This is a genomic window from Methylotuvimicrobium sp. KM2 (assembly GCF_038051925.1).
Classification (GTDB): Bacteria; Pseudomonadota; Gammaproteobacteria; order Methylococcales; family Methylomonadaceae; genus Methylotuvimicrobium.
In genome coordinates this window covers 1,034,239-1,059,255 of record NZ_CP150634.1, presented here as the reverse complement: position 1 = coordinate 1,059,255, position 25,017 = coordinate 1,034,239, and the positions used below count along the sequence as shown (strand labels likewise).

The following is a 25,017-nucleotide window of genomic DNA, read 5'->3' as shown; positions in this document are numbered from 1 at the left end:
GCTGGATCGAAGGCAAAAAGACATCCGAGTGTCCTGGTCACTGTCCTGTCATTATTCGGAGTGATTTTACAGGAACCGGAAAAATAGTTCGCGATTGGTATTAACCTAACGCTCATGAAGACCCGGTCATCGCCCCCGCAAAGAAAGTTCGAGGCGGGGAGAGGATGCGGTCACTCGCCCGACAGGACGCCGTGAATACGTCCTTGTAGGCTCGACGGCGGCTGTCCCTGCCGCCGACGCCTGTCGGTCGAGCAACCGCACCCTCTTCGGAACCGGCATTTTCGTTGCTGAGATTTTGCATATCGAAAAATTAGATAAAGAGTCCAAATCTACGAACTTCCTCCGGCTTGGTGAAGCCCCAAATTACCCTTCACCCTTCGACAGGGCTCTCCTGAGTGCAGCCGAAGGGCTCAGGGCGAACGGTAGTTTGAGGCTCTCAACTGCTCTTTCTAGGATTAAGTATAATTTATCGCAACCGGGCGATTTTTATTGCGTATCCATTCGCTCCAAGAACCGGCATAAAGCTTGGAGCCGGCGAAACCCGCTATGTCCATCGCCAATAAATTATGACAGGCGGTCACGCCGGAACCGCACATATGTACGACTTTTTCAGCCGGTGTGGCACCGATCAATGCTGACCATTCATCGCGCAAGTCTTGCGCCGATTTAAAGCAACCATCCGTTTGCAAATTACATTGAAACGGCCGATTCAGCGCGCCTGACACATGCCCCGCAACCGGATCGATAGGCTCTTGACGCCCCGAAAAACGTTCCGGCGTCCTGGCATCGATCAATTTGATCGATTTTCGCGCCAACCCGTTTTGCACTTGTTCCGCACCGAGCCAATTCGAATCGTTTAGGTAAGGCCTAAACAATGCGGGTTGCATCGAAGGCAATGCCGTCGTGATCGGATAAGCGCCTTTTCTCCACTGTTGAATCCCGCCATCGAGCACCGCGACCCTATCGTGCCCTAAACAATGCAACAACCACCACAAGCGGCCGGCAAAGGCGCCGCCGGCATCATCGTAAACCACGACCTGACTGGCGTTTGATACGCCCCAGTCCCCCAGCTTTTTACATAACGAGTTAAAATCCGGCAATGGATGGCGACCGGTTAAATCCGTGATTCCGGAAGATAGATCCCGATCGAGATGAACATAACGGGCGCATGGAATATGGCCTTGCCGATAAGCTTTGCCACCGGCTTCGGTATCGGCCAACGAAAACCGACAATCGAAAACGACCCAGCCGGGAGCCCCGATATGCTCGGCTAATTGATCGACGGAAATTAAATTTGCATAAGTCATTATTGTTTATACCGTAAGAATGATTTTTCCAATATGTCGACTACTTTCCATCAATGCGTGCGCCCCCGCCGCTTCGGCCAAAGGTAACACCGTATCGATAACCGGATGAATGTCACCCGACTCCAAAAGCGGCCAAACATGCTCGCGTAGCTTTCCGGCGATCGCCGCCTTAAAGGCACTGTCGCGGGCTCTCAAGGTCGAACCGGTAATCGTCAATCTTTTCAAAAATACTTGCAATAGATTGATTTCGGCTTTCGGTCCGCCTTGAACCGCGATTTGAACCAGCCTGGCATCGAATGCCATGCATTTGAGATTGCGCGGAAAATAATCGCCGCCGATCATGTCCAAAATCACATCGACGCCTTTACCGCCGGTCAACGCCAAGACCTCTTCAACGAAGTCCTGCTCGCGGTAATTGATAGCGGCATCCGCGCCTAATTCCCGGCAAAAAGCGCACTTATGCGCCGACCCCGCAGTCACGAACACATGAGCGCCGAAGGCCTTGGCCATTTGTATCGCGGTGACGCCGATTCCGCTGCCGCCGCCATGCACCAACAAAGTTTCGCCGGGCTCAAGTCCGGCGCGATCGAATAAATTACTCCAAACCGTAAAAAAAGTTTCCGGCAGTCCGGCCGCCTGAATCGCCGTCATACCTTTCGGAAGGGGCAAGCATAACTCGGCTGCGGCAGTGCAATACTGCGCATAACCGCCGCCGGTCACCAAGGCGCAGACGCGATCGCCTAATTGCAAATGCCGCACTTCATCACCCAAAGCCGCGATAGTTCCTGCTACTTCCAGCCCGGGAATATCGGACGCGCCGGGGGGCGGCGGATATAAACCTTGGCGCTGCATGATATCGGGGCGATTGACGCCGGCCGCCTCGACGCGTATCAACACTTCATCGGCTAAAGGCATCGGCAGTGGCCGGTGCGTCGCTACTAACTTACCCGGAGCGACGATTTCAATCGCTTGCATGTCTTGCGGCATTTTCAATAACCCTCAAATTTGCCTAAACCGTGCGTGTTTTGAACGAGGTAATGAATTCGTAACAAATCTTGGCGTCCTCGGCGAGTTCCTCGAAACCGATAACTCGCTTTCGCCAAGAGCTAAAGTCTGGTTCATCATTCGCTTGATCTACTTCGCGATAGCCCATACTCCATTCAGGAAAAAGACGTCTCCGCTCCGGGCCTTGAATAACCACCTGCATATCCTTGTGTCTCGGATCCAATTTAATCTTTTCGGTCAAAGCCATCACCTTTTCAGGCGAGCCCTCTATCAGCTGCATGAACCAACCATCCCGATGCAGCAAGCAACCGGTAATACCGTTTAATTTATTAAATTGCCGGGTCTGCTCCAATAAAGCTTCGATTTCATTATCCGGCATCGGTCGAACAGCTTGGCTGACATACAGCACAAAAAATAGCGGCGACGGCGCATCGGGCGTTTCGGTTTCGATTTCGCGCTCGACGCTTTCGACAAAGGTATTCCAATCCAACGGTCGATAAAAATAATAGCCTTGAATATAATCACAACCGAGTGCGCGCAGCTCTCTCAACTGCAATTCATTCTCAACACCTTCGGCAACCATTTTCAGACCCAAACCCCGCCCCAAGCCGATGATAGCCTGTGTCACTAAACGGTTTTCTTGCTGATTCTCCAAACCGTCGATGAAGGCCCTATCGATTTTTAGTACGCTAACCGGCAACCTGATTAATTGCGCCAACGAGGAATAACCGGTTCCGAAATCGTCGACCGCCACGCGCAAGCCTTGATCGGCAAGACGACGTAACATGCGTAGATTCGTTTCGACATCGGCCATCAAAGACGTTTCGGTGATTTCAAGCAATATCCTCGAAGGTTCGGCACCGGTTTCACGAATGATTTCGGCAAATTGATCGGAAAGCGATTCCTCATCCAACTGCCTTGCCGAAACATTAACCGAAATATAAGCGGGTGCATTATCACCCCATAATCGACGCCATTCGGCTTCAGCCCGGCAGGCCTCCCGAAACACCCAGTTGCCGATCGCGAGGATAGGGCCGGTCATCTCGGCAATCGGGATGAAAATAGCCGGAGAAACTTCACCGGTTGATGGAAACCAGCGCAGCAGTAATTCAGCCGCTATGATACGGCCGGTTGCGGCGCAGACAATCGGTTGAAATCGGGGGGAAAAATCATCGCGCTCGATCGCCATCCGCAAACCTTGCGTAATCGACAACCTCAAGCGCACTTTTTCCTGTAAGCTGTCGTTAAAAAAATACCAGCTATCCTTACCCAGCATTTTAACTTCAGACATCGCCGTATCAGCGGAGCGCAACAAGTCATCGGCCGAATGCGTGCTGCCTTGTCCTACCGCGATACCGACACTGGCCGTTACCGATACCTGATTGCCATTGATATCTATTGGCTGCCTCAAGGCTTCATTGATCCGTTCGGCGAGCGTTGAAATCATTGTCGGGTTCTCTAATTGCTCGCAAAGCACGACAAATTCATCGGCAGACAAATGCGCCACGCTATCGCCTGGCCTAACGATTTCCATCAAGCGCCTTGCGGTCGTTTGCAACACCTGATCGCCAACCTTGTGATCATGTATATTATTGACTAGACTAAAATTATCGAGATCGACAAATAACAAGGCAACGTTGGTGCCTTGCCTGCGCGATCGTTGTAAAGCATCCGTCAGCCTTTCGCGTAGAAGTCTTCGGTTCGGTAATTCGGTTAGTGCGTCGTGCGTTGCGGACCATAAAATTTCGTCTTCAACTCGTTTGTTTTCGGTAATATCGCGCATCGTGACGACTAACAGCCAATGCCCGTCCTGACGAAATTTAGCGATCGAGGCTTCCAAAGGAAAAAAAGTGCCGTCCTTACGATAGCCTGTTACCGGGCTACGCCCACTCATGCGCCTCTCGGTTTCTTCGCCTTCGACGAATAAGCGAAATAACTCGACATGCCGTTCGCGCAAATGCGGCGGCAGCAACAAATGAACCGAAAGCCCAATTAATTCTTTGCTGGAATACCCGAATACCTGGCAAGCATTCGTGTTGGCTTCGACGATGATACCGAATTCGTCGGTCGCCAAAATCGCCATATCGGCGATTGACAGGATATCCCAAGCGGTACTCAATTTTTGCATTAATTGCTTGGCATCGTCGGTAATTAATTGCGAGACCGAATCGACCTTACCCGCTTCGACCGGTTGTCGTGTCTGCATTCGATAACGATCAGGGATTACTGGAGGTATGAGGCCGAAGCTTTCGATAATTCTAAACGAACCCTCAGCGGTACACCGTGATAGATAGGTATTGACATAGGCATGATGAGTATTCGCATCCATTTGCACGCGTCCTTGCGGACCTTTGATAGACACGTTTTCCAGTGCCGCAACCAAGGCTTCGGGATACACCGATCCGGCAACCTCTGCAGCTTTGGCGAAGGCCTGCACGCATAAATAAGTTGCCTCGCCGAAATTCGTCAACATACCGTTTCCGTATGGCCAAAGACCGTCGATGCCCGGCAGTTGCTCAAGCCTCGCCAAATAGTTACGGTTTTCCGGCGTATCCACGCTCATGAAATAGGTGTTCGAAGAATAAAAGCCCTCGCGCACCGAGGCCGGCAACCTTGAAGCCATTATCTCGTCGAAATGCCCCATGACGACCGTCATACGGTTTTTTAAACCTAATTCCGAAAAGCGGCTTAATAACTTGACTTGATCGATGCCGGCAAAAAATGGCGCAAAAACATCGGCCCCCGAGTGAGCAACTTGTTTTAACAAATCGTCGATTTCGCGGTACGAAACGCCGATCGATAAATATTCCTCTCCGACCACCGCTCCGCCCAGTTCCGTCAAAGCGCGTTTCGCGGCATCGATAGACCCCCTAGGCCATTCATAATTATTACCCGCGAAAAACATTTTCTGACCGTAATATTTGGCCATGCAAGCAATCATTTTATCGATTTGCTGATTAGGCAAAGCCGCAAAATGAAAGAAATACCTACCGGATATACTGCCTTCGTAAAACGAGAAGTTGAGATAAGGTATTCTTCTCGGTTCGGCGACTTGAGTCGCGACCAGAATCCGGGAGTTCGACAGCAGATTACCGATGATCGCCGAACAACGATGCTCGTCGACAAGCTTGATAGCTGCTTGCACCGCTGTTTCCGGCAAGCTGCCATCATCCTCGACGATCAATTGCAAAGGCCGCCCAAGCACTCCGCCCCGCTCGTTGATTTCGCCGCAAGCAATCGTTGCGGCACGAACGATTTCGTCACCGTAGATCCCGACTAATCCTGTCAACGGGGGCATGAGCCCTAGTCGTATCGATTCATTACAATCGTAATTACTCACTGTGTTGCTCTACAATTTAGTAACCATTCGGCACATATCTGCTGACTTAAACATAGACTATTGATTTATTTTGGGAATGATACAGCTACTCCCTTTATACTCAAAAAATGGTTAACTTTATGAAGGTATGGGGTGTGGCTAGCGAGGATGTCGGCAGCAGGGATTGCTGCCGTCAAGCCCCCATGGATGGGTTCACGGCGGTCCTCGATAGACACATCCCATACCTTTAATTCCTAGGCGGTTTTTCGATCAAAAGGGAGTAATACCTAAGTTTAATTCGAAGTGCCTTTACAAGTCAGATCATTAAATGCCGCACATCCCACACAAAGAAAAAGATTAACAAAAGTACGTTGAATCCATCAATACTGTCAAATTGCAGTGACTACTCACATCCATGGAACAAATCCATTAACACCGATAAGGGCGGATATCGATAATTGACTTTATATCATATAACTGTTAATAAGTTCCGCTGGCCGAAAAAACCACTTAATTAATAAAAATAGGCCATTCATTCCAAGAGGGGAAAACAATGTCATTGAATCCGAATAACGAGCATAGCGAATTGCTCGGCCAGTTAGCGCACCTTGAACAGCAAGTTTCAATTTTAACACAGGCTCTACAAATGAAATCCGAAACAGTGGAGTCGTTGGAAAAATCCTTATCGGAAAGCCATAGCCGCTTAACCGAACTGGAAGCGGCTCTTAATATCGCCCAGCATTCCTTGCTCAGTTTAATATGGATGAAAATCGCCGAATACCGCCGCCTTCTACAAGGCGGCAAACTCGGCGCATCGACGGTAGCCAAACTCGCACAAATCAAAGACCTTATCGAAGTCGCCCGTTCATTGCCCGTAACCACTAAAAACTATTTCGCTATGAATATACTGGAAACCGGCACACGCAAGCTGAACGACGCCAAAGTCGATGTGTTGAAATATTATCAAAACATCTTGAACGCACTGGCAAGCCGCCATAGCGATATGCTCGACCAATTTAACGGCAATTATCGCCACTTGACCGACGAAATTCTTCATATGCTCGACCAAAAAGTGTTGTGGCCGATTAAAAACGCTCGCGACGACTTCAAGGAGGTTTGGCAAGCAGCCCCTGGAGAGATCAAGTTTTTTTGGCGAGGAAAAATTGTTAGCTCAATCCAACAAAGAGCCGGCTCCACTTTTATCGAAATTCACAAATTACAGATGGAGGCTCAAGTTTTGCTCTCTCGGTTCGCACGCTACCTAAAACAATTATTCAACGACATGCAAACCTTGATTACCGACAAAATCAATGGCGTTAAAGAAAAAAGTAACGAAGGGAGTATCGGTCGGGACATGACCGGAAGCTATGCCTAATCATTGATTATTCTGGTTGCCGCGGTCCTCCGTGGGAACCCGTATCTTGGTTGCCGAAGGAAGATCGGTATGCATTCCCACGCAGGAACGTGCGAACGCGGAAAGTACTGTGGGAGCGACGCCTTCGTCGCGACTATCGAAGCTACTAAAGTTCGATATACACAGAGTGATCAAACAGCACCTTTAGTTATGCATTATTCTGGTTCCCACGGTCCTCCGTGGGAACCCGTACCTTGGTTGCCGAAGAAAAATCGGTATGCATTCCCACGCAGGAGCATGGGAACGAGAAAAGAACGGGCATGAATCATGCCCGTTCCATTATTGAGTCAATTAACTCTGCATGGCACCATTGTTTTTGAGGCTTAGCTTCAACAAGGTCCCTATATCAAACCGGAAGCGTTTTTTGATGGCATTACCGGAATAAGCATTCCGAACGACTTCGCGTTCCGCCTCCAACCAATCAAGCATTTCATTACCCGGTTCAAAACCGCGCTTTTCGGCTTTGAAATATGCCGCTTCGGCAATCATCGGCATGGCCTCGGGCATCTCATCGACTGGATTCGCCTTGGGTTCCGGCGTCACACCGAACTTTAACAATTTGAAAAAAGTCAGCGGCGCTTGACCATTCAGTCCAATTTGTTTGGGATCCAACTCGATCAAAGTTCCAAACAAACGATCCCAAATCGAAAACACCGCGCCGTAATTTCTGTCATGCTCGGTTCGAACCGTCGAGTGATGAACCCGATGCAGATAGGGAGTAATGAATAAGTACCCTAGGTCTTTTTCTCGAGAAAATGCAATATTTGCGTGATGAAACATAACAAACAGCATCATCAACAATTCGTAAGCCAATACACTGGCCTTATCGAAACCGAAAATGACGATACTGAATGCTTTAATGAATGTAGCGGCCAATATCTCCAAAATATGCACACGATAGGCGGTCGAGGCATTCAAATACGGCTCACTATGGTGGACTTTATGAAATAGCCATAAAACATCGAAGTCATGACAAGCCTTGTGCCAAAGATAAAATACCAAATCCAGCAAAAGTAACGACAACGCGGCCTTCATCAATGAATCCGACATCCCGCTCAAAATACCCGCACCGGAAAAATTCTCGGCCACAATCAGCAACGATGAAACCGACAACAACGACAACACCAAACTGTTGAACAACAATAAAGTAATATTAACCCGATAAGAGTTTTTTAAATTACTTTTCGGCAATTTCTTTCGAGGACGATGCGCCTCAATGGCGGACAAAATGATAAAAAACATCAATAATGTAAATCCAGCTAGGTCGAATGAAGCGATCATCGGCCAACCAGCTACCGCCTCAAAAAAACTCATGGAAGTATTCATTGTTAAAGTCATGGAATTATCCTCACAGAAGCATCAAAAAATAGTCAAAAACCGGCTAGAGCTGCAACCATCGCCCCGCCACTTTTTTTCATGGTCACTTTGTTCGAAGCAAAGCACTTGCCAAACTCCATATATTTTGGTAAACACTTAATCCATCCATTAACAACAAGTTATTTAATCCTTAGATTTCATCATATTAAAAACGTTTCCCAGGCTTTTATAAAACCCGTTGCCGCTAGGCAAACAATAATTCCTGTTGCAATAAAACAACTAATTGTATCAACCAGGTGCAATTGTTTCTTATTTGCGCACCAAAGTCGCACTTTAAGCAGCATTATTCACAGAAGCGATCAAATTATCGTGTCGCACCAACCCGCTAACGTCATTAAGTTAACCTGGCATTCAGGCCCGAATGCGCTTCAAAATCCTGCCATGCATGGCGAAATGACGAACTTCTCTTAACTTAATAGCAGTGACTCTTAGGCCCCTATAACCAAAATTTGTTTTTTTACGACTAACCTGTATCCTAAGCGCTAATCGATAAAAACAAACTCGTATAACTACCATCAGCGTCAATAACAACCCGAGTCAACGCCCATTTTATGAGCTCACTATAGGAACATAACAGTGCGCCAACGACTTTCAAAAGCAGCGATCATCACACTCTTGTATTTGGCTTTCGCAGGCTTTTGGATATTGGCTTCGGATTGGCTAGTCGGCTTACTCATCACCGACCGAACTCTGCTGGTGCGCATTCAAGCTTGGAAAGGCGCTGCCTTCGTGTTGATGACCGCGCTCATCCTTTATGCATTGTTGAGATTAAAACTTCCAACCCAGGATGAAGTAGACTCCGGTGTCTTCAACTTTCGAGCCGGTTTACTAATAGCCGCTTACATTTCAATAGCCCTCTCGATTGGCGGCTTCGGCTATTTGGTATACCGCCAACAGGCTGAAGAGTTCACCGCCCAGCAATTTTCCGTAGAGTCGACCATCGTAAAATCCAAAGCCCGTCATATCGAAAACTGGTTAACCGAACGCCGCCAGGACGTCAAACTGATACAATCCCACCCGGCACCTCTAGCCATCGATGCACACGTTTCCAGTCAATTAGATAAAACACTTGAAGCAAAACTGCAAAGCTATTTCGACGCCCTGCTCGAAACCAAAGAATGGGTCGGCGTAAAGCTCTATACCAAGGAAGGACATCCTTTATTCGCAACCGGCGAAGCCATCGAAACTTCAGACGCACTGCGACAAGCCATTATCGACTCGTCACAATCCCAGCGATTGACGATCAACGACATTCATCGCCTCAGATCCAATCCCGACCAATATCGCCTCGAATTCATCACACCGATAATCGTCAACGAGCCGCAAAAAACCTTTGTCATGATGGTATTGAGCGCCGATCCGACTATACAGCTTTACAAATCCCTCAATGAATGGTCGGCCATTTCCGCCGATTCGGAATTATTTTTAGTACGCCGAGAAGGCGATGAAGTGGTCTATCTCAACAAAACCGAAGGGATAGCCAGCTCTCCGCTCGCAATCCGCAAACCGTTAAGCCAAACCAACTTGTCCGCTGCCCGAGCGGTGCTCGACGGAGCCGGTTTTTGCAGATGTATCAATGACCGTGATCTGGAAGTATTGGCGGCATTCCAACCGATTTCCGACATGCCTTGGCATGTCTTATTAGAAAATAACGCCGATACAATATTGAAACCGTTGAAACTACGAGCAAAATTAATTTTTCTAGTGGTAATATTCGCAGTTGGCGCCGGAGGTCTTGCCGTTTTGCTGCTCTGGCGCAGTCAACAAATGCGCTTTGCCTTGTTCCGGCAACGGCAACTGGAAGATCGAGCGGCAATTGTCGGACATTACGACAGATTAGTTAAACTGGCGCGCGATATTTTTTTACTAACCGATCTCGAAGGACGCATCGTCGAAGCCAACGAAGCCGCCTCATCGGCATACGGTTACGAGATCGACGAATTGCGCTCGATGACTATCCGCGACTTAACGCCGTCGCATCTTCAGGCCGCCATCCAAAACATCTGGCCATCCGCCGACACGAAGGACGGAGCGTTGTTCGAAACACTACAATTACGCAAAAACGGCGATATCTTTCCGGTCGAAATCAGTTGCAGCCCTTTAGAGATCGACGGCAATCATTACCGGCAAAGCTTTATTCGTGACATAAGCGCTCGACAAGCCGCCGAAGAGCAAATACAGCGCCTCAACAAAGCCTATGCAACACTCAGCGAAACCAACCAGGCAATCGTAAGAACTCGCGATCCGAACAAGCTTTTTCAACGCCTCTGCCGCATCGCGGTCGAATACGGCGGTTACCTTGGCGCTTGGATCGGCCGCATCGACGAGATATCCGGTCGAATCGAACCGGCAGCCAGTTTCGGGGCTCTCGACGAATACATCCGCCAAACCGAAATCGCGATCACCCCCGATTCATCGAAAGGACGGGGACCGACCGCTAACGTCATGCGCAAAGGACGCCCTTATTATTGCGAGGACTTTCTCAATGACGCGATAACAGCGCCATGGCATGGCCTGGCCCGGCAATACGGCATCGGCGCATCGGTTGCACTGCCCTTGCGTTGCGGCAACCGATTGGTCGCGGTATTCAACCTTTATGCCGCCGAAACGCATATTTTCGACCGTCAAATGCGCACTTTGTTGGAAGAAATGGCTCAGGATATTTCTTTCGCACTGGATAATTTCGAACGCGAAACCGCGCGCAAACAAGCCGAATATAGATTAAAAACACTCTTCGAGACAATACCCGATTTTGTATGGCTAAAAGATCATAGCGGGACCTTCCTGGCCTGCAATCCGGCTATCGAAGAATTATTCGGAGTCCCGGCATCCGAAATTATCGGCAAAACCGATTACGACTTTGTCAGCCCGGAAACAGCGGACGCTTTCCGCGCGAACGACCTGGCCGCGGCAGCCGCTGGAAAGCCGGTCACGAACGAAGAAGCGCTGACTTTTTCGGGAGACGGGCGCAATATTCGGGTGCAAACCACGAAAACCCCGATGTACGATGCCAACGGAAAACTCATCGGCGTTCTAGGCATCGCCCGAGACATCAGCGAACTCAAACAACAGCAAGCTCTGCTCGCCGCAGCTAACAACGCCTTGGAGCAAATCGCCGAAGGGCGACCGCTAACGACAATACTGAAACATATCGCGCGCAACATAGAACAGCACAGCCCCGACATGCTGTGCTCGATCTTGCTGATGGATGCGGACGGCTTACATCTTAGACATGGGTCGGCACCGAGCCTGCCTGCTGCATACAACCAAGCCGTGGACGGCATTGAAATCGGGCCTTCCGTCGGTTCCTGCGGCACCGCGGCTTTTACTAAGCAACCGGTATTCGTCGACGATATCGCCGAAAGCCCGCTATGGAAAAATTATAAACACCTCGCTCTCGACCATGATTTACGCGCCTGCTGGTCGACGCCGATTCTTTCCGGAACCGGCAAGGTACTCGGCACTTTCGCGGCTTATTACCGAACGCCGCGCCACGCAACCGAAAGCGAGCGACAGCTGATCAATGCCTTTGCGCATTTAGCCGCGATTGCGATCGAAAGAGAACAGGATACTCAAAAACTTAACCGGCAATTAGACGAACTGCGCCGCTGGCACACGGTCACCTTAGATAGAGAGTCGAGGATCATGGACTTGAAACAAGAAGTCAACGCCCTACTAACCCGGCTCGGCGAACCGACGCGTTACTCCGCTTCAGTACCGGAACTCAAGCCATGATTGCCTCCGGAGCGCTAGCAATACTCCAAAATGCCGCATTATTACTGACGATCGCGCTAGCCTTCGACATGACGGCCGGGCGCTTGTTATTCAAACCTAAGTTAGCCGGACAAATTGCAATCGGCTTGGGGATTGCCTTGATCGGCATGGTCATCATGCTGACGCCTTGGTATTATCAACCCGGCATCATCTTCGATACTCGGTCGGTGCTGTTAAGTATTTCCGGCTTGTTTTTCGGCGCCATCCCGACCGCCGTTGCCATGGCCGGCACAGCGGCATTACGACTCTATCAAGGCGGCATTGCGACATGGACCGGAGTTTCGGTCATTATCGTATCGGGACTCGCGGGCATACTCTGGCGGCATTTTCGGCCATCGCCGCTCGTCGAAATATCGTGGCGCGAACTTTGGCTATTCGGGCTTATCGTGCATGTTTTGATGCTAGCCTTGATGCTGGTTCTTCCTTATTCCACCGCAATACAGGTCCTGTCTGATATCGCCTTACCGGTTTTGACGATCTACCCTTTAGCGGTTGTAATGCTCGGATCGCTAATGACAATAAGGCTTCGGCGCGACCGCGACACCGCGATGCTTCGAGAAAGCGAGACGCGATTTCGCACCTTATTCGAGCAAGCGGCGGCAGGCGTTGCACAGGTTGACATACGCACCGGCCGCTTCATGCGAATCAATCGGCGATTTTGCGATATCGTCGGATATACCCGCGATGAAATGGAACAACTGACCTATCAAAGCATCACGCATCCCGAAGATGTGGCGGCCGACAACGCAAAAACGCAGCGGCTCCTGGCCGGAGCAATTCGCGAATTTTCGATGGAAAAACGCTATATCCATAAAAACGGCGACAGCGTTTGGGTCAACTTAACGGTTTCGCCGTTATGGGAAGAAGGTCAGTCGCCGAACTGGACGGTCGCGATCGTGATCGATATCACCAAACGAAAACAAGCCGAACAAGCCACTCATGCGGCACGAACCGAAACCGAACAATTGTTAAAGGAATCGGACCGGCAGCGCTTGGTTTTATTAAGCTTGATCGAAGATCAAAAGGCCGCCGAAATTGCATTGAAGGAAAGCGAAACGCGTTATCGTTCACTTGCCAATAATGGGCGCGTGCTCATTTGGTCGGCGCGCCTCGATAAGATGTGCGACTATTTCAACGAACCCTGGCTTCAATTCACCGGACGGACGATGGAACAAGAATGGGGTTTAGGCTGGGCCGAAGGCGTGCATACCGATGACTACGATCGTTGCGTGCAAGTCTATAATGAGGCTTTCGACAAGCGCGAAAAATTCTCAATGGTTTACCGCTTGCGGCGTCATGATGGGGAATACCGATGGATTATCGACGACGGCGTACCTCGTTACGATCACAAAGGCGATTTTGTCGGCTATCTGGGCTATTGTTTGGACATCACCGAACGAATCGAAGCCGAACAGGAAGTACTCAGACTGAATGCCTATTTGGAACGACGGGTTAGCGAGCGCACGGCCGAGCTGGAGCAAGCCAATAAAGAACTTGAATCATTTTCTTATTCGGTTTCGCACGATCTACGCGCACCGCTTCGCGCCATTAACGGTTTTGCGCAAATTCTGGCACGCAGGCATAGCGATACGCTCAATGACGAGGGCCGCCATTACCTCGATAATGTCATCGAAGCCGGAAACCGTATGAGCCAATTGATCGAGGACCTACTGGAATATTCTCGCACCGGGCGGCGCGCCGTACAAATGAGCCCGATAGCGCTATCACCGTTGCTGAAACAGCTATCGGCAACATTTGCCGAACGTATAACGGCCACTCAAGCCACGCTTGAAATCATCGAACCGCTGGCATCGCCGATCGGCGACGTAACGTTAATTGGGCAAATATTATCCAACTTACTCGATAATGCGTTGATTTACCGTAAACCGGATATACCGCCCAAAATCACAATCACGTCGTGCAATAATAACAGTCAAGTAATTATTCAAGTGACCGATAACGGCATAGGTATCGAACCCGAGTATTATGATAAAATTTTCCAGGTTTTTCAGCGCCTGCACAATGAGGACGAATACCCGGGAACGGGGATAGGTCTAGCCATCGTGGCAAAATCGGCACGCATGATGGGCGGTTCGGTAAAAGTCGAATCCACTCCCGGCAACGGCAGCTCGTTTAGTATTCGGCTTCCCGCCGCCAATTAAAGCATGAGAATCGTTATGAATAATGAAGCCATTATATTGTTAGTGGACGATAATCGCATGGATATCGAATTAGCACTGGACGCCTTTCATGAAGCCCGATTGATCAACCGAATCGAAACGGCCTCAAGCGGTCGCGAAGCACTCGATTATTTATTCGGACGCGGCGACTACGACGACCGAAAACGTTATCCGCTACCAAATCTGATTCTGCTTGATCTTAAAATGCCGGGTATCGACGGCTTCGATGTACTCAAGCAAATCAAAACCGCACCATTGATCAAACGCATACCGGTCGTTATTTTGACCTCATCACGCGAAGAAGGCGATCGGGCTTTATCTTACGATATCGGCGCTAATTCCTATCTTGTCAAACCCGTCTCGTTTTCCGGCTTTATCGAAGTCATCAAGCAAATCGAAAACTATTGGTTAAGTCTAAATATCGGGCCGCCGCTCGGAGTTACCTCGAAATCTGAGGTATGAAGATGATCAAATCATTCACGGAACGTAACGAATTATTGCGCATTCTGATCGTCGAGGATGTGCCGGTCGATGCCGAACTGATGGTATTGCAACTGAAGGAAGACGGGTTAAATTTCGATTGGCAACGGGTGCAATGCGAACAGGACTTTCTGCAAGCGCTCGATAACCGACCTGATTTGATTTTAACCGACTGGTGTCTGCCGCAATTTAGCGGCCTCAAAGTCTTGGAACTGCTTCATAACCGCGATAACGATATTCCTGTCGTCGTTGTTTCCGGCAGTATCGGCGAGGAAATCGCGATCGACGCCTTGCAAAAAGGCGCATTCGATTATGTACTAAAAGATCGCCCTGCTCGCTTGGGCGCCGCGATCCGGCATGCGCTTGAGGAAAAAGAGCTTCGCGATGAACGCAAACGCTATCTCGAAAAACTGCGTCTCGCCGACCAGGTCTTTGAATCGACCGGCGAAGGCGTCATCGTTACCGACATCGACGCCAATATCGTAGCCGTTAATCCGGCCTTCGAACAAATCACCGGCTATACCAAGATCGAAGTGCTAGGTAAAAACCCCCGCATCCTGAAGTCCAACCACCAAGACAGGTCGTTTTTTTTCGAGATGTGGAATACATTATTAGGCACAGGCCATTGGCGCGGCGAAGTCTGGAATCGACGTAAAAACGGCGAAGTTTATCCGGAATGGTTGACTATCAGCGCGGTCAAAAACAGCGAAGGCGCCACCACGCATTTTGTCGGCGTATTCAACGATATCAGCTCGGTCAAGGAAGCTCAGGCGCAACTCGACTTTCTGGCTCATCACGATGCATTAACACGCCTACCCAATCGCACTTTATTCAGAGACCGTCTCGGGCATGCCCTGATCCATGCGCAACGGGAAAACAACAATCTGGCCGTATTATTTCTTGATCTGGACCGGTTCAAAACAATTAACGATACACTGGGACACTCGGTCGGCGACGACCTATTGAAACAAGCCGCTGAACGTATGCAGCAAGCGATTCGAGCCGACGATACGCTGGCTCGACTAGGCGGCGACGAATTCGTTCTGCTTTTGGAAGACGATTCCACCGCGCATCACGCGGTCGTCGTCGCACATAAATTATTGCAAATCTTTAACCGGCCGATGTTCATCGACGACCACACGTTAACCGTGACCGCCAGCATCGGCATCGCACTGTTTCCGCACGACGGCAAAGATGTCGACACGCTATTGAAACACGCCGACCTGGCCATGTATCAAGCCAAACAACAAGGCCGTAATACCTATCAGTTCTTTTCGTCAGGCCTAACTACCGGCGCTTTCGAGCGCTTGATCATGGAAAACGCTCTGCGCGGCGCGGTCGCTCGAAACGAGCTTTTGCTTTATTATCAACCTCAAGTTAACTTGATCGACCGTACGCTTGCGGGAGTCGAGGCGCTAGTGCGTTGGCAGCACGAAGAATTAGGCATGATCTCGCCTGGGAAATTCATTCCGTTAGCCGAGGACATGGGTATTATCGGTGAAATCGGCGAATGGGTTTTAAACGAAGCCGTCAGACAAATGGCCGAATGGCAAGCACAAGGCTTCGACATCCCTCGCGTTTCGGTCAATTTATCGATGCAACAAATCGACCGGGAGGATCTCGCAGGACAAGTATCCGCCGCCTTGGAAAGAATGAGTATCCCTGCCAAACATCTGGAATTGGAAGTGACCGAATCGATGATCATGCGCCAACCGGATCAAGCCATGCGCATTTTGGAGAATTTGCGTCAACAAGGTATCTTGCTATCGATTGACGATTTCGGCACCGGTTATTCCAGTCTGGCTTATTTAAAAAACCTCCCGCTGGACCGGTTAAAAATCGATCAATCCTTCGTGCAGGACATCGGCCGCGATGAACACGGCGAGGCCATCGTTCGAGTTATCATCGCGCTGGCTCGAAACTTAGAATTGGAAGCCGTCGCGGAAGGCGTCGAGTCCGAAGAGCAAGCCCGATTTCTTGAACGCGAAGGTTGTAATATCGCTCAAGGTTATTTATTCGCGCGGCCCATGCCGGCGGATGAATTGATCCGACAAAGCGATCGATATCGATGCTCCGGCGGGAAAGCGAATTAGATAAAGAACCTTAGGATTTGGTCGTAAATAACTTCCCTATTTTAGGGAGGGTTCGGTTGCTCGATTGGCAGGTGTCGGCGGCAGGGAAAGCCGCCGTCAAGCCTACACGGACGTATTCACGGCGTCCTGTCAAGCGAGTTACCGAACCCTCAACAAAGCTCATAGTTCCAGGAGGTTATTTATTACGAAATCCTTAACTCACAAACTTTCACAGTAAATATTTCGGGCTGCTTTGATCACATTCGAAATGTTTAGAACGGGGTGTCAACCGCCGTCCTGCCGAGCATTGAATTGGCTTTACTCGGTTTAGCTTTCGATTCGAGTTTTAGTGTATCCTAAGATTCTTTATCAAAGCTTTAGGGCCTATTGCTCAATGAAACTTAAAACTCGATTATTTAGGCATTTTTTACAGGTTCTTTGCATTGTCGCCTTGTCTTTACAAACCGCAGTAGCTCAGGACTTCCACACATGGAGTTACCATCGTAACTGGGACCGCTTAGCTAACCTCGAATACACTTTAGCACGATCGCCGTTACCGAAACGGGGACTATATGACTTGATCAGACTTGAAATCGTTTGCAAGGCGAATCAATTGCAACTCATAGTCGATTCCAACAGTCTGATTACATCTCAAAATCAACCGTTCGACTTCGATTATCGAATCGATAATCAAGCGTTCGTTACCATTGAAATGCGCACTTTTTCGGATTCGAGACGAAGAGCCTATAACGACGAGCATGCACAAGCATTTGCCGAGGCGTTACTCAACGGAAAATCGGTTTTCGTGCGCATACATACCATGCTCAAAAAGATATTGTCGGGGGCTATGCCGCTAGATGACGCGCAAGAACCCATCACTCGCGTTCTCGCCGATTGCGGCATACAACAATCCGACTCGAGCAATGAAACAGAGGATTATGGCCTGATTGAATTCGAACACGACCTAAAGCGATTGCCGACGACGCAGCAACGACAATTGCTGAATCGGATCCGACAAATGATAAAGGAACTTGATGACCGCTAGCCATCATGGTTTTCCGGTTCCCACGAACCTCGGCTCGTCGTTATTTACCTTTCGCACTTCAAATTTCGGCAGGCTCTAAGGAGGCACCGCGGCGCTGGGATAGAGCCTACATGGACGTATTCACCCAGCACCTAAATTCCATAGCCTATCGGCTATGGTTAGCTTTCTTGGATAATTTAGGTGCTGGGTTCACGGCGTCCTGTCGGGCGAGTGACCGCACTCTCTCCCACACCTCGCACTTTCTTTGCCAGGGCGATTGCCGGGCCTTCATGAACGTTAGGTGACAATAAATGGCATCGAGGTCGCATTAGCTAAGATGGCAAGATCATAATAATACACGATTTATGTATAACGATGAGAGGTCCTCCGTAGAACCCCATACCGTGGCAGCCAAGGCAAAATCGGTATGCATTCCCACGCTGGAGCGGTGGGAACGAGGAAAATTTCGGCGCCGGGGTGCTCGGTCGATTATTGCTCCTGAAAAATCCACATCCACCCAGCACCTAAATTCCATAACCCATTGGTTATAATTGACTATCTTGGATAATTTAGGTACTGGTTTTGCCTCCACATTCCCATCGATTCGGTATTAAACCTCACATGCTCAAACGTTTTCTTATTCTCATACTATTTTCTGTGTTGATTTTTGGCGGTATTTTCGGTCTGAAGTTTTACCAACTTCATCAAGAAGCCGGTCGTTTTCAACCTCCGCCGCCTGCCGTCGTTGCAGCCACCGAAGTCACCCAGGAAATCTGGCCTTCCACTTTGTCCGCGGTGGGAAGCTTGACCGCAATAGCCGGCGTCGACGTCAGCAACGAAATCGCCGGCAAAGTCGAAGCGATTCATTTCGATTCCGGCCAATCGGTTAAAAAGGGGCAATTGCTGTTGGAACTGGATGCGTCGACCGATCGCGCAGAATTACAAGGACTCGAAGCCGAAATGCGGCTCGCCAAGGTCCGCTTCGAGCGGAGCGAAAAGCTAATAGATAAAAATTTCATTTCCCAATCCGATTACGATCAGAACCATGCCCTACTCGACGAAACCGCCGCGGCCGTTCATGCTAAACGCACACTGATTGACAAAAAACGTATTCGCGCACCTTTCACAGGAAAACTCGGCATTCGTCTAGTCAACCTCGGCCAATACTTAACGGAAGGTTCGGCAATCGTGTCTTTGCAACAACTGGACCCGATTTATTTGGACTTTACCGTCCCCGAACGCTATCTGCATCGACTCGTTAAAGACCGCCAAGTTATTGCGACCGTACAAGCTTACCCGGACCGAGAATTCAACGGCAAAATCAGCGCCGTAAGTCCGCTGATCGATCAAGGCACGCGGTCCGCGCAAGTTCGCGCCATGTTAAACAACAGCGAAAAACTGCTGCATCCGGGCATGTTCGCACAAATCAACATTTTATCGGACCAAGCACTCAAGGTACTGACACTACCCGATACCGCGATCACCTATAACCCGTACGGCAATTCGGTATTCGTGATCGAACCGGCCGAGAAAGGCCTGATCGTTCAAAGCCGGCAAGTCGAAACGGGACAAACTCGAGCGGGACGCATCGAAATTATTAACGGTTTGAGTCTCGGGGAACGCGTCGTCAGCGCCGGCCAAGTCAAACTACGTAACGGCATGCCGGTTAAGTTGGATGATAAACCCGCCCCTGGCGAACGGAGGATTTCACAGTGAAGTTCACCGACCTTTTCATCGAGAGACCGGTCCTCGCCAGCGTTGTCAGTCTATTGATCTTAGTACTCGGCTTGAGAGCCATCACGGCGCTGGAGCTCAGACAATACCCGGAAACCGAAAATACCGTCGTCACGGTTACCACGTCCTATCCCGGCGCCAGCAGCGATTTAGTGCAAGGCTTCATTACCACGCCCCTACAGCAGGCCATCGCCGAGGCCGACGGCATCGATTATTTGTCCTCGAACAGTCGCCAAGGCGTTTCGACGATTGAAGCGCACATGCGCCTTAACTACGACCCGAATGCCGCGGTCGCCGAAATTCAAGCGAAAGTAGCTAGTCAACGCAATGTCTTACCCGCCGAATCGGAAGACCCGGTCATTACATCGCAAATCGGAGATACGACTGCATTGATGTATGTCGCGTTATATAGCGATACGATGAAACCTTCGCAAATCAGCGATTACATGCTTCGCGTCGTTAAACCGAAAATCCAATCGATACCGGGTGTCGGCAAAGCCAATGTACTCGGTAATAAAACCTTTGCAATGCGTATCTGGCTCGACCCCAAGCGCATGTCGTCGCTCGGCGTAACTGCCGAGGATGTTGCGAATGTGTTGCGCTCGAACAATTACTTGTCGGGAGCCGGTCAAACCAAGGGGAATTTCGTTACGGTCGATTTGAGCGCGACAACCGATGTCGTCAGCGAACAGGATTTTCGAAATCTAGTCGTCGGCAATCGCGGCGGTACGCTAATCAGGCTATCCGATGTTGCCGATACCGAATTGGGCAGCGAAGATTACGACATGGTCAACTGGTATAAAGGCAAGACCGCGATTTTCATGGGTATCGAACAAGCACCCGGAGCCAACCCGCTGACGGTTGCCTATGCCGTCCGCGATATGCTGGACGAAATTGAAAAAGACTTGCCTGAAGCCATGCATATCCTGCTACCTTACGATGCGAGCCGTTTTATCCAGGATTCGATCAACGAAGTCTTTCGCACGCTGGCCGAAGCATTGATCATCGTCTTATTGATCATTTATTTATCATTGGGCTCGATTCGCGCCGCACTGGTTCCATCGATCACAGTCCCCTTATCGTTGATCGGAGGCACTTTTTTGATGCTACTCATGGGGTTTTCGGTAAACCTGCTCACCATGCTGGCAATGGTTCTGGGCATCGGACTAGTCGTCGACGACGCGATCATTGTCGTCGAAAACGTGCATCGTCATATCGAATTGGGCAAATCCAAATTCGAAGCGGCCATCGAAGGCACGCGCGAATTGGTTCTTCCGGTAATCGCGACAACGGTGGCGCTGGTTGCGGTCTATTTGCCGGTCGGTTTCATGGGCGGACTCGTCGGTACGTTATTTACCGAATTCGCTTTTACCTTGGCCGGCGCGGTAGTCATTTCGAGCATTATCGCACTCACCCTCGCACCGATGCTGAGCTCCAAAATATTGAAAGACCAAGGCAAGGCCGGCCGTTTCGAACATGCGGTCGAAGCAATCTTTAACGATTGGTCCGAACGTTACCGAAAATTGTTACACCCGCTTCTGGAAACGCCGTCGATAATCATAGCTTTCGCGCTGATGGTCTTGATCAGCATTTATTTCATGTTCAGTCTATCGCAAAAAGAACTGGCACCGACCGAAGATCAAAGCATACTGTTCGTCATGGCGACCGGCCCGCAAACTGCAACCTTAAACTACAACGAAGCCTATGCCGAAGAACTGATCAACCAGTTCGAATCGATACCGGAATACAACGAAAGCTTTATGTTGCTGGGCTTCGGCGGCAGCAACAACACTGTATTCGGCGGCTTTAAAATGCCTTCGACCGCATTGCGCAAACGTTCGCAAATGGCGATACAGCCGGAATTGCAGACCAAGGTCAATACCATCGCCGGCTTTCAAACCGCAGTCATTCCTCGGCCAAGCTTACCGGGATCGGGAGGCGGCCTTCCGCTGCAATTCGTAATCGTCACCGATGCCGATTACGCATCGCTTGACCAAGTAGCGGATCTTCTGGTCGATCGTGCGACACAAAGCGGGCGCTTCAATTTCTTGATGAAGGAAGTCAATTTCAACCGCCCCAAAGCGACTCTAGTCATCGACCGCGATCGAGCAGCTGATTTGGGACTGACGATGCAAGACATCGGCAGCAACCTAGCATCTTTACTCGGAGGGCAATATATCAACCACTTTAGCCTGCAGGGGCGAAGTTATAAAGTGATACCGCAAGTCGACGATTTATCGCGCCTCGATACCAGTAAGTTCGAGCATTATTATTTGCGTACCGCATCGGGCGGCCAAGTACCCCTGTCATCGCTGGTGCATATCGAACAATCGGTCGAACCCAGTAAACGGACGCAATTTCAACAACTTAACAGTCTGACTGTATCGGGCATGATGGCGCCCGGCGTAACACTCGGCGATGCCATGGACTATTTGGAACAGCAAGCCGATGAATTGTTTCCGCGCGGTTATAGTTACGACTATACCGGCAGTTCCCGACAATATGCCCAACAAGGCAGCGCTCTGGTCGTGACTTTTTTCATGTCGCTGTTGATCATTTACTTAATGCTGGCTGCGCAATTCGAAAGCTGGCGCGACCCTTTGATCATTCTAATTTCGGTCCCGCTCTCGATCGCCAGCGCCCTAGCTTTCATCATGCTCGGCTTCGCCTCGATCAATATTTATACGCAAGTCGGCTTGATCACGTTGATCGGTTTAATTGCAAAGAATGGTATTTTGATCGTCGAATTCGCCAATCAATTGCAGATCCACGAAGGCTTAACCAAACGCGAAGCGGTAGAGCAAGCAGCGAAAATTCGGCTCCGGCCGATTTTAATGACCACAGTATCGATGATCGTCGCGATGGTCCCTTTACTGATCGCCTCGGGCCCTGGCGCTGCCAGCCGTTTCGATATCGGCTTGGTAATCGCTAGCGGTCTCGGCGTTGGAACGCTATTTACGCTCTTCGTCGTCCCTTCCTTTTATCTGTTACTGGCAAGAGACCGCTACACCGAGCGTGAAAATCAAACTTGGGTTCGAAACGATTGAGCCGACATTTTTTGCGAAAGTGTTTTGTTGAGCTTGCCTACGAGTTATACTTCTCGCAGTCATATTTTCGGCTTTTCATTGATCGCAACCACGGATGGCGGTCGAAAACAGCGACGTCGGTTCTTCAGGCATCTCAAAAACATCCACATAGGAATACGGTGCCTAGGGCATCGCTTCTTTCCGACGAGGTCTCTGCCGCCATTAACCACCCTATAATCGCATTTGAAAAGACGATACCGTGACCTTTCAAAGCACGTTTATTAACCCAACCGGAAAAAAAAAAAAATAACTATGTCTAAATTTCCAATCGATCTCGGCGCTTATCAGCGCATTTCACTCGATCCAAGCAGCAATAAACTGACCGCCGAACAAAAATCGGCGCTGCAGGCCAACATTCAATTATGCCGCGATGCGATCGTATTTTTCACAGCAACCGGCGCCGCCAGAGGCGTTGGCGGACACACCGGCGGCCCGTTCGATACGGTTCCGGAAGTCATGATTCTGGACGCCCTGTTTCGCGGCAATGACGATAAATTCGTTCCTGTCTTTTTCGATGAAGCAGGACACCGCGTTGCCACACAATACTTGATGTCCACGCTAAACGGCGATTTACCGGCCGAAAAGCTGATGCATTACCGCGAAGCGCATTCTCATCTACCGGGCCATCCTGAACTGGGCTTTACGCCTGGCGTAAAATTCAGCTCCGGTCGCTTAGGTCACATGTGGCCTTACGTCAATGGCGTGGCGATGGCAAACCCTAGCAAGACATTATTCTGCCTGGGCTCCGACGGCTCGCAACAAGAAGGTAATGATGCCGAAGCGGCACGCCTTGCCGTTGCTCAAAATCTCAACGTGAAACTCATTATCGACGATAACGATGTCACGATCGCCGGTCACCCTTCCCATTACTTGGGCGGATGCAGCACCGCTAAAACGCTGGAAGGCCATGGCGTTAAAGTACTGGAAGGCGACGGCGAAGACCTCGACGACTTGTACCACCGCATCGTCACCGCGATCAACACGCAAGGTCCTGTCGCGGTCATCAATCACCGCCCGATGTGCCCCGGCATCAAAGGCTTGGAAGGCTCGACCCACGGTCACGATGTCATCTCGGTTAAATTGGCGCTCGAATACTTGGAAGCCAACGGTCAGCAAGCCGCTGTCGAACACCTAAAGTCTATCCAAGCACCGAAACAAGACTACACCTTCCTCGGCTCCAGCGACAAATGGGATGCCAACCGAAACGTCTTCGGCGATGCGTCTGTCGCGATTTTGGGCCGATTGTCCGAAGCGGAACGTCTGGAAAAAGTCCGCGTGATCGACAGCGACCTCGAGGGCTCTTGCGGATTAAAGAAAATTCATGATGCTTACCCCGAGATTTTCATCTCTTCCGGCATCATGGAGCGCGGCAACTTTTCCGCGGCGGCAGGTTTCGGTATGGAAGCCGGTAAGCAAGGTATTTTCGGCACATTCAGCGCTTTCCTGGAAATGTGTATTTCCGAAATTACAATGGCGCGTTTGAACAATTCCAACGTGTTGTGTCATTTCTCGCATTCCGGTATCGACGATATGGCCGACAACACCTGCCATTTCGGTTTAAACAACATGTTCGCCGACAACGGTTTGAGCGACGGTTACGACACCAATCTGTACTTCCCGGCCGACCCGAACCAAATGAAAGCCTGCTTGGAAACTATTTTCTTCAACCCGGGTCTGCGTTTCGTCTTCTCTACCCGCTCGAAAGTCCCTATGATCCTTGATAGCGACGGGAACGATTTCTTCGGCGGCAATTACCAATTCGTTTCCGGCAAGGACGAAGTCATCCGCGAAGGGACGCAAGGCTATGTCGTCAGCTTCGGCGAATCCTTATACCGCGCGCTGGATGCGGTTGAACGTTTGAAACAAGAAGGCATCGATGTCGGCTTGATCAACAAACCGACATTAAACGTCATCGACGAAGACATGCTGGCCAAAGTCGGAAAATCGCCGATGGTGTTGGTCGTCGAATCGTTCAACCGCAAAACCGGTCTGGGCAGCCGATATGGCTCATGGTTACTGGAACGCGGTTACACGCCTAAATTTGCTCACATCGCCACGCATAAAGAAGGCTGCGGCGGCTTGTGGGAGCAATTCCCGCACCAAGGCATCGATCCGAACGGCATCATGGCTAAAGTCAAGGATTTGCTCAAAGGCTAAACCTTATAGGCAATCACACCGGATTGAGGGCTTTCATCCTTGAAAGCCCTCTTCTCGAGCCATAAGGATTTCGTGACGGCCATGTGTA

Annotated in this window: 14 protein-coding genes; 9 read left to right on the top strand and 5 right to left on the bottom strand. The window is 50.0% G+C overall.

Annotated elements, in window-relative coordinates:
* Positions 1-112 precede the first annotated feature (112 nt).
* The 4 genes from WJM45_RS04685 to WJM45_RS04670 all read right to left on the bottom strand — a co-directional run bounded on the left by WJM45_RS04685 (position 113) and on the right by WJM45_RS04670 (position 5,652).
* The gene (locus WJM45_RS04685) at positions 113-301 is read right to left on the bottom strand and encodes a hypothetical protein (protein WP_341327829.1); all 189 of its coding nucleotides are present in this window, start codon (positions 299-301) and stop codon (positions 113-115) included.
* A 154-nt stretch (positions 302-455) separates the two neighbouring features.
* Positions 456-1,307 (bottom strand): sulfurtransferase, encoded by an 852-nt coding sequence (locus WJM45_RS04680; protein WP_341327828.1) that lies wholly within the window; start codon positions 1,305-1,307, stop codon positions 456-458.
* A gap of 6 nt (positions 1,308-1,313) precedes the next feature.
* Entirely contained in the window at positions 1,314-2,294 is a 981-nt protein-coding gene (locus WJM45_RS04675) for an NAD(P)H-quinone oxidoreductase (protein ID WP_341327827.1), read from the bottom strand.
* Positions 2,295-2,316: 22 nt separating this feature from the next.
* On the bottom strand, positions 2,317-5,652 hold the full coding sequence (locus WJM45_RS04670; protein WP_341327826.1) for an EAL domain-containing protein: 3,336 nt from the start codon (positions 5,650-5,652) through the stop codon (positions 2,317-2,319).
* A 532-nt stretch (positions 5,653-6,184) separates the two neighbouring features.
* Between WJM45_RS04670 and WJM45_RS04665 the strand changes: the two genes are divergently transcribed.
* Positions 6,185-7,006: a hypothetical protein gene (locus tag WJM45_RS04665; RefSeq protein WP_341327825.1), complete on the top strand. Its 822-nt coding sequence runs from the start codon at positions 6,185-6,187 to the stop codon at positions 7,004-7,006.
* A gap of 330 nt (positions 7,007-7,336) precedes the next feature.
* Here WJM45_RS04665 and WJM45_RS04660 read toward each other — a convergent pair whose 3' ends face one another.
* Complete coding sequence (locus tag WJM45_RS04660) at positions 7,337-8,383, bottom strand: sterol desaturase family protein (protein WP_341327824.1); 1,047 nt, start codon at positions 8,381-8,383, stop codon at positions 7,337-7,339.
* Positions 8,384-8,998: 615 nt separating this feature from the next.
* On the opposite strand from WJM45_RS04660, the gene WJM45_RS04655 reads away from it, so the two are divergent.
* From WJM45_RS04655 to WJM45_RS04620, 8 genes are all read left to right on the top strand, one after another.
* Positions 8,999-12,157, top strand: coding sequence for a GAF domain-containing protein (locus WJM45_RS04655; RefSeq protein ID WP_341327823.1), 3,159 nt, complete (start codon positions 8,999-9,001; stop codon positions 12,155-12,157).
* Entirely contained in the window at positions 12,154-14,358 is a 2,205-nt protein-coding gene (locus tag WJM45_RS04650; RefSeq protein ID WP_341327822.1) for a PAS domain S-box protein, read from the top strand. Before WJM45_RS04655 ends, WJM45_RS04650 begins: the two co-directional genes overlap by 4 nt.
* 15 nt (positions 14,359-14,373) lie before the next feature.
* Complete coding sequence (locus tag WJM45_RS04645; RefSeq protein ID WP_341327821.1) at positions 14,374-14,838, top strand: response regulator; 465 nt, start codon at positions 14,374-14,376, stop codon at positions 14,836-14,838.
* Positions 14,839-14,840: 2 nt separating this feature from the next.
* Entirely contained in the window at positions 14,841-16,949 is a 2,109-nt protein-coding gene (locus tag WJM45_RS04640; RefSeq protein ID WP_341327820.1) for an EAL domain-containing protein, read from the top strand.
* Between the two features lie 373 nt (positions 16,950-17,322).
* On the top strand, positions 17,323-17,973 hold the full coding sequence (locus WJM45_RS04635; RefSeq protein ID WP_341327819.1) for a hypothetical protein: 651 nt from the start codon (positions 17,323-17,325) through the stop codon (positions 17,971-17,973).
* Between the two features lie 600 nt (positions 17,974-18,573).
* Positions 18,574-19,668: an efflux RND transporter periplasmic adaptor subunit gene (locus WJM45_RS04630; RefSeq protein WP_341327818.1), complete on the top strand. Its 1,095-nt coding sequence runs from the start codon at positions 18,574-18,576 to the stop codon at positions 19,666-19,668.
* Positions 19,665-22,733, top strand: coding sequence for an efflux RND transporter permease subunit (locus WJM45_RS04625; protein ID WP_341327817.1), 3,069 nt, complete (start codon positions 19,665-19,667; stop codon positions 22,731-22,733). The genes WJM45_RS04630 and WJM45_RS04625 overlap by 4 nt, the downstream gene beginning before the upstream one ends.
* A 291-nt stretch (positions 22,734-23,024) precedes the next feature.
* Positions 23,025-24,929, top strand: coding sequence for a transketolase C-terminal domain-containing protein (locus tag WJM45_RS04620; RefSeq protein WP_341327816.1), 1,905 nt, complete (start codon positions 23,025-23,027; stop codon positions 24,927-24,929).
* Positions 24,930-25,017 lie beyond the last annotated feature (88 nt).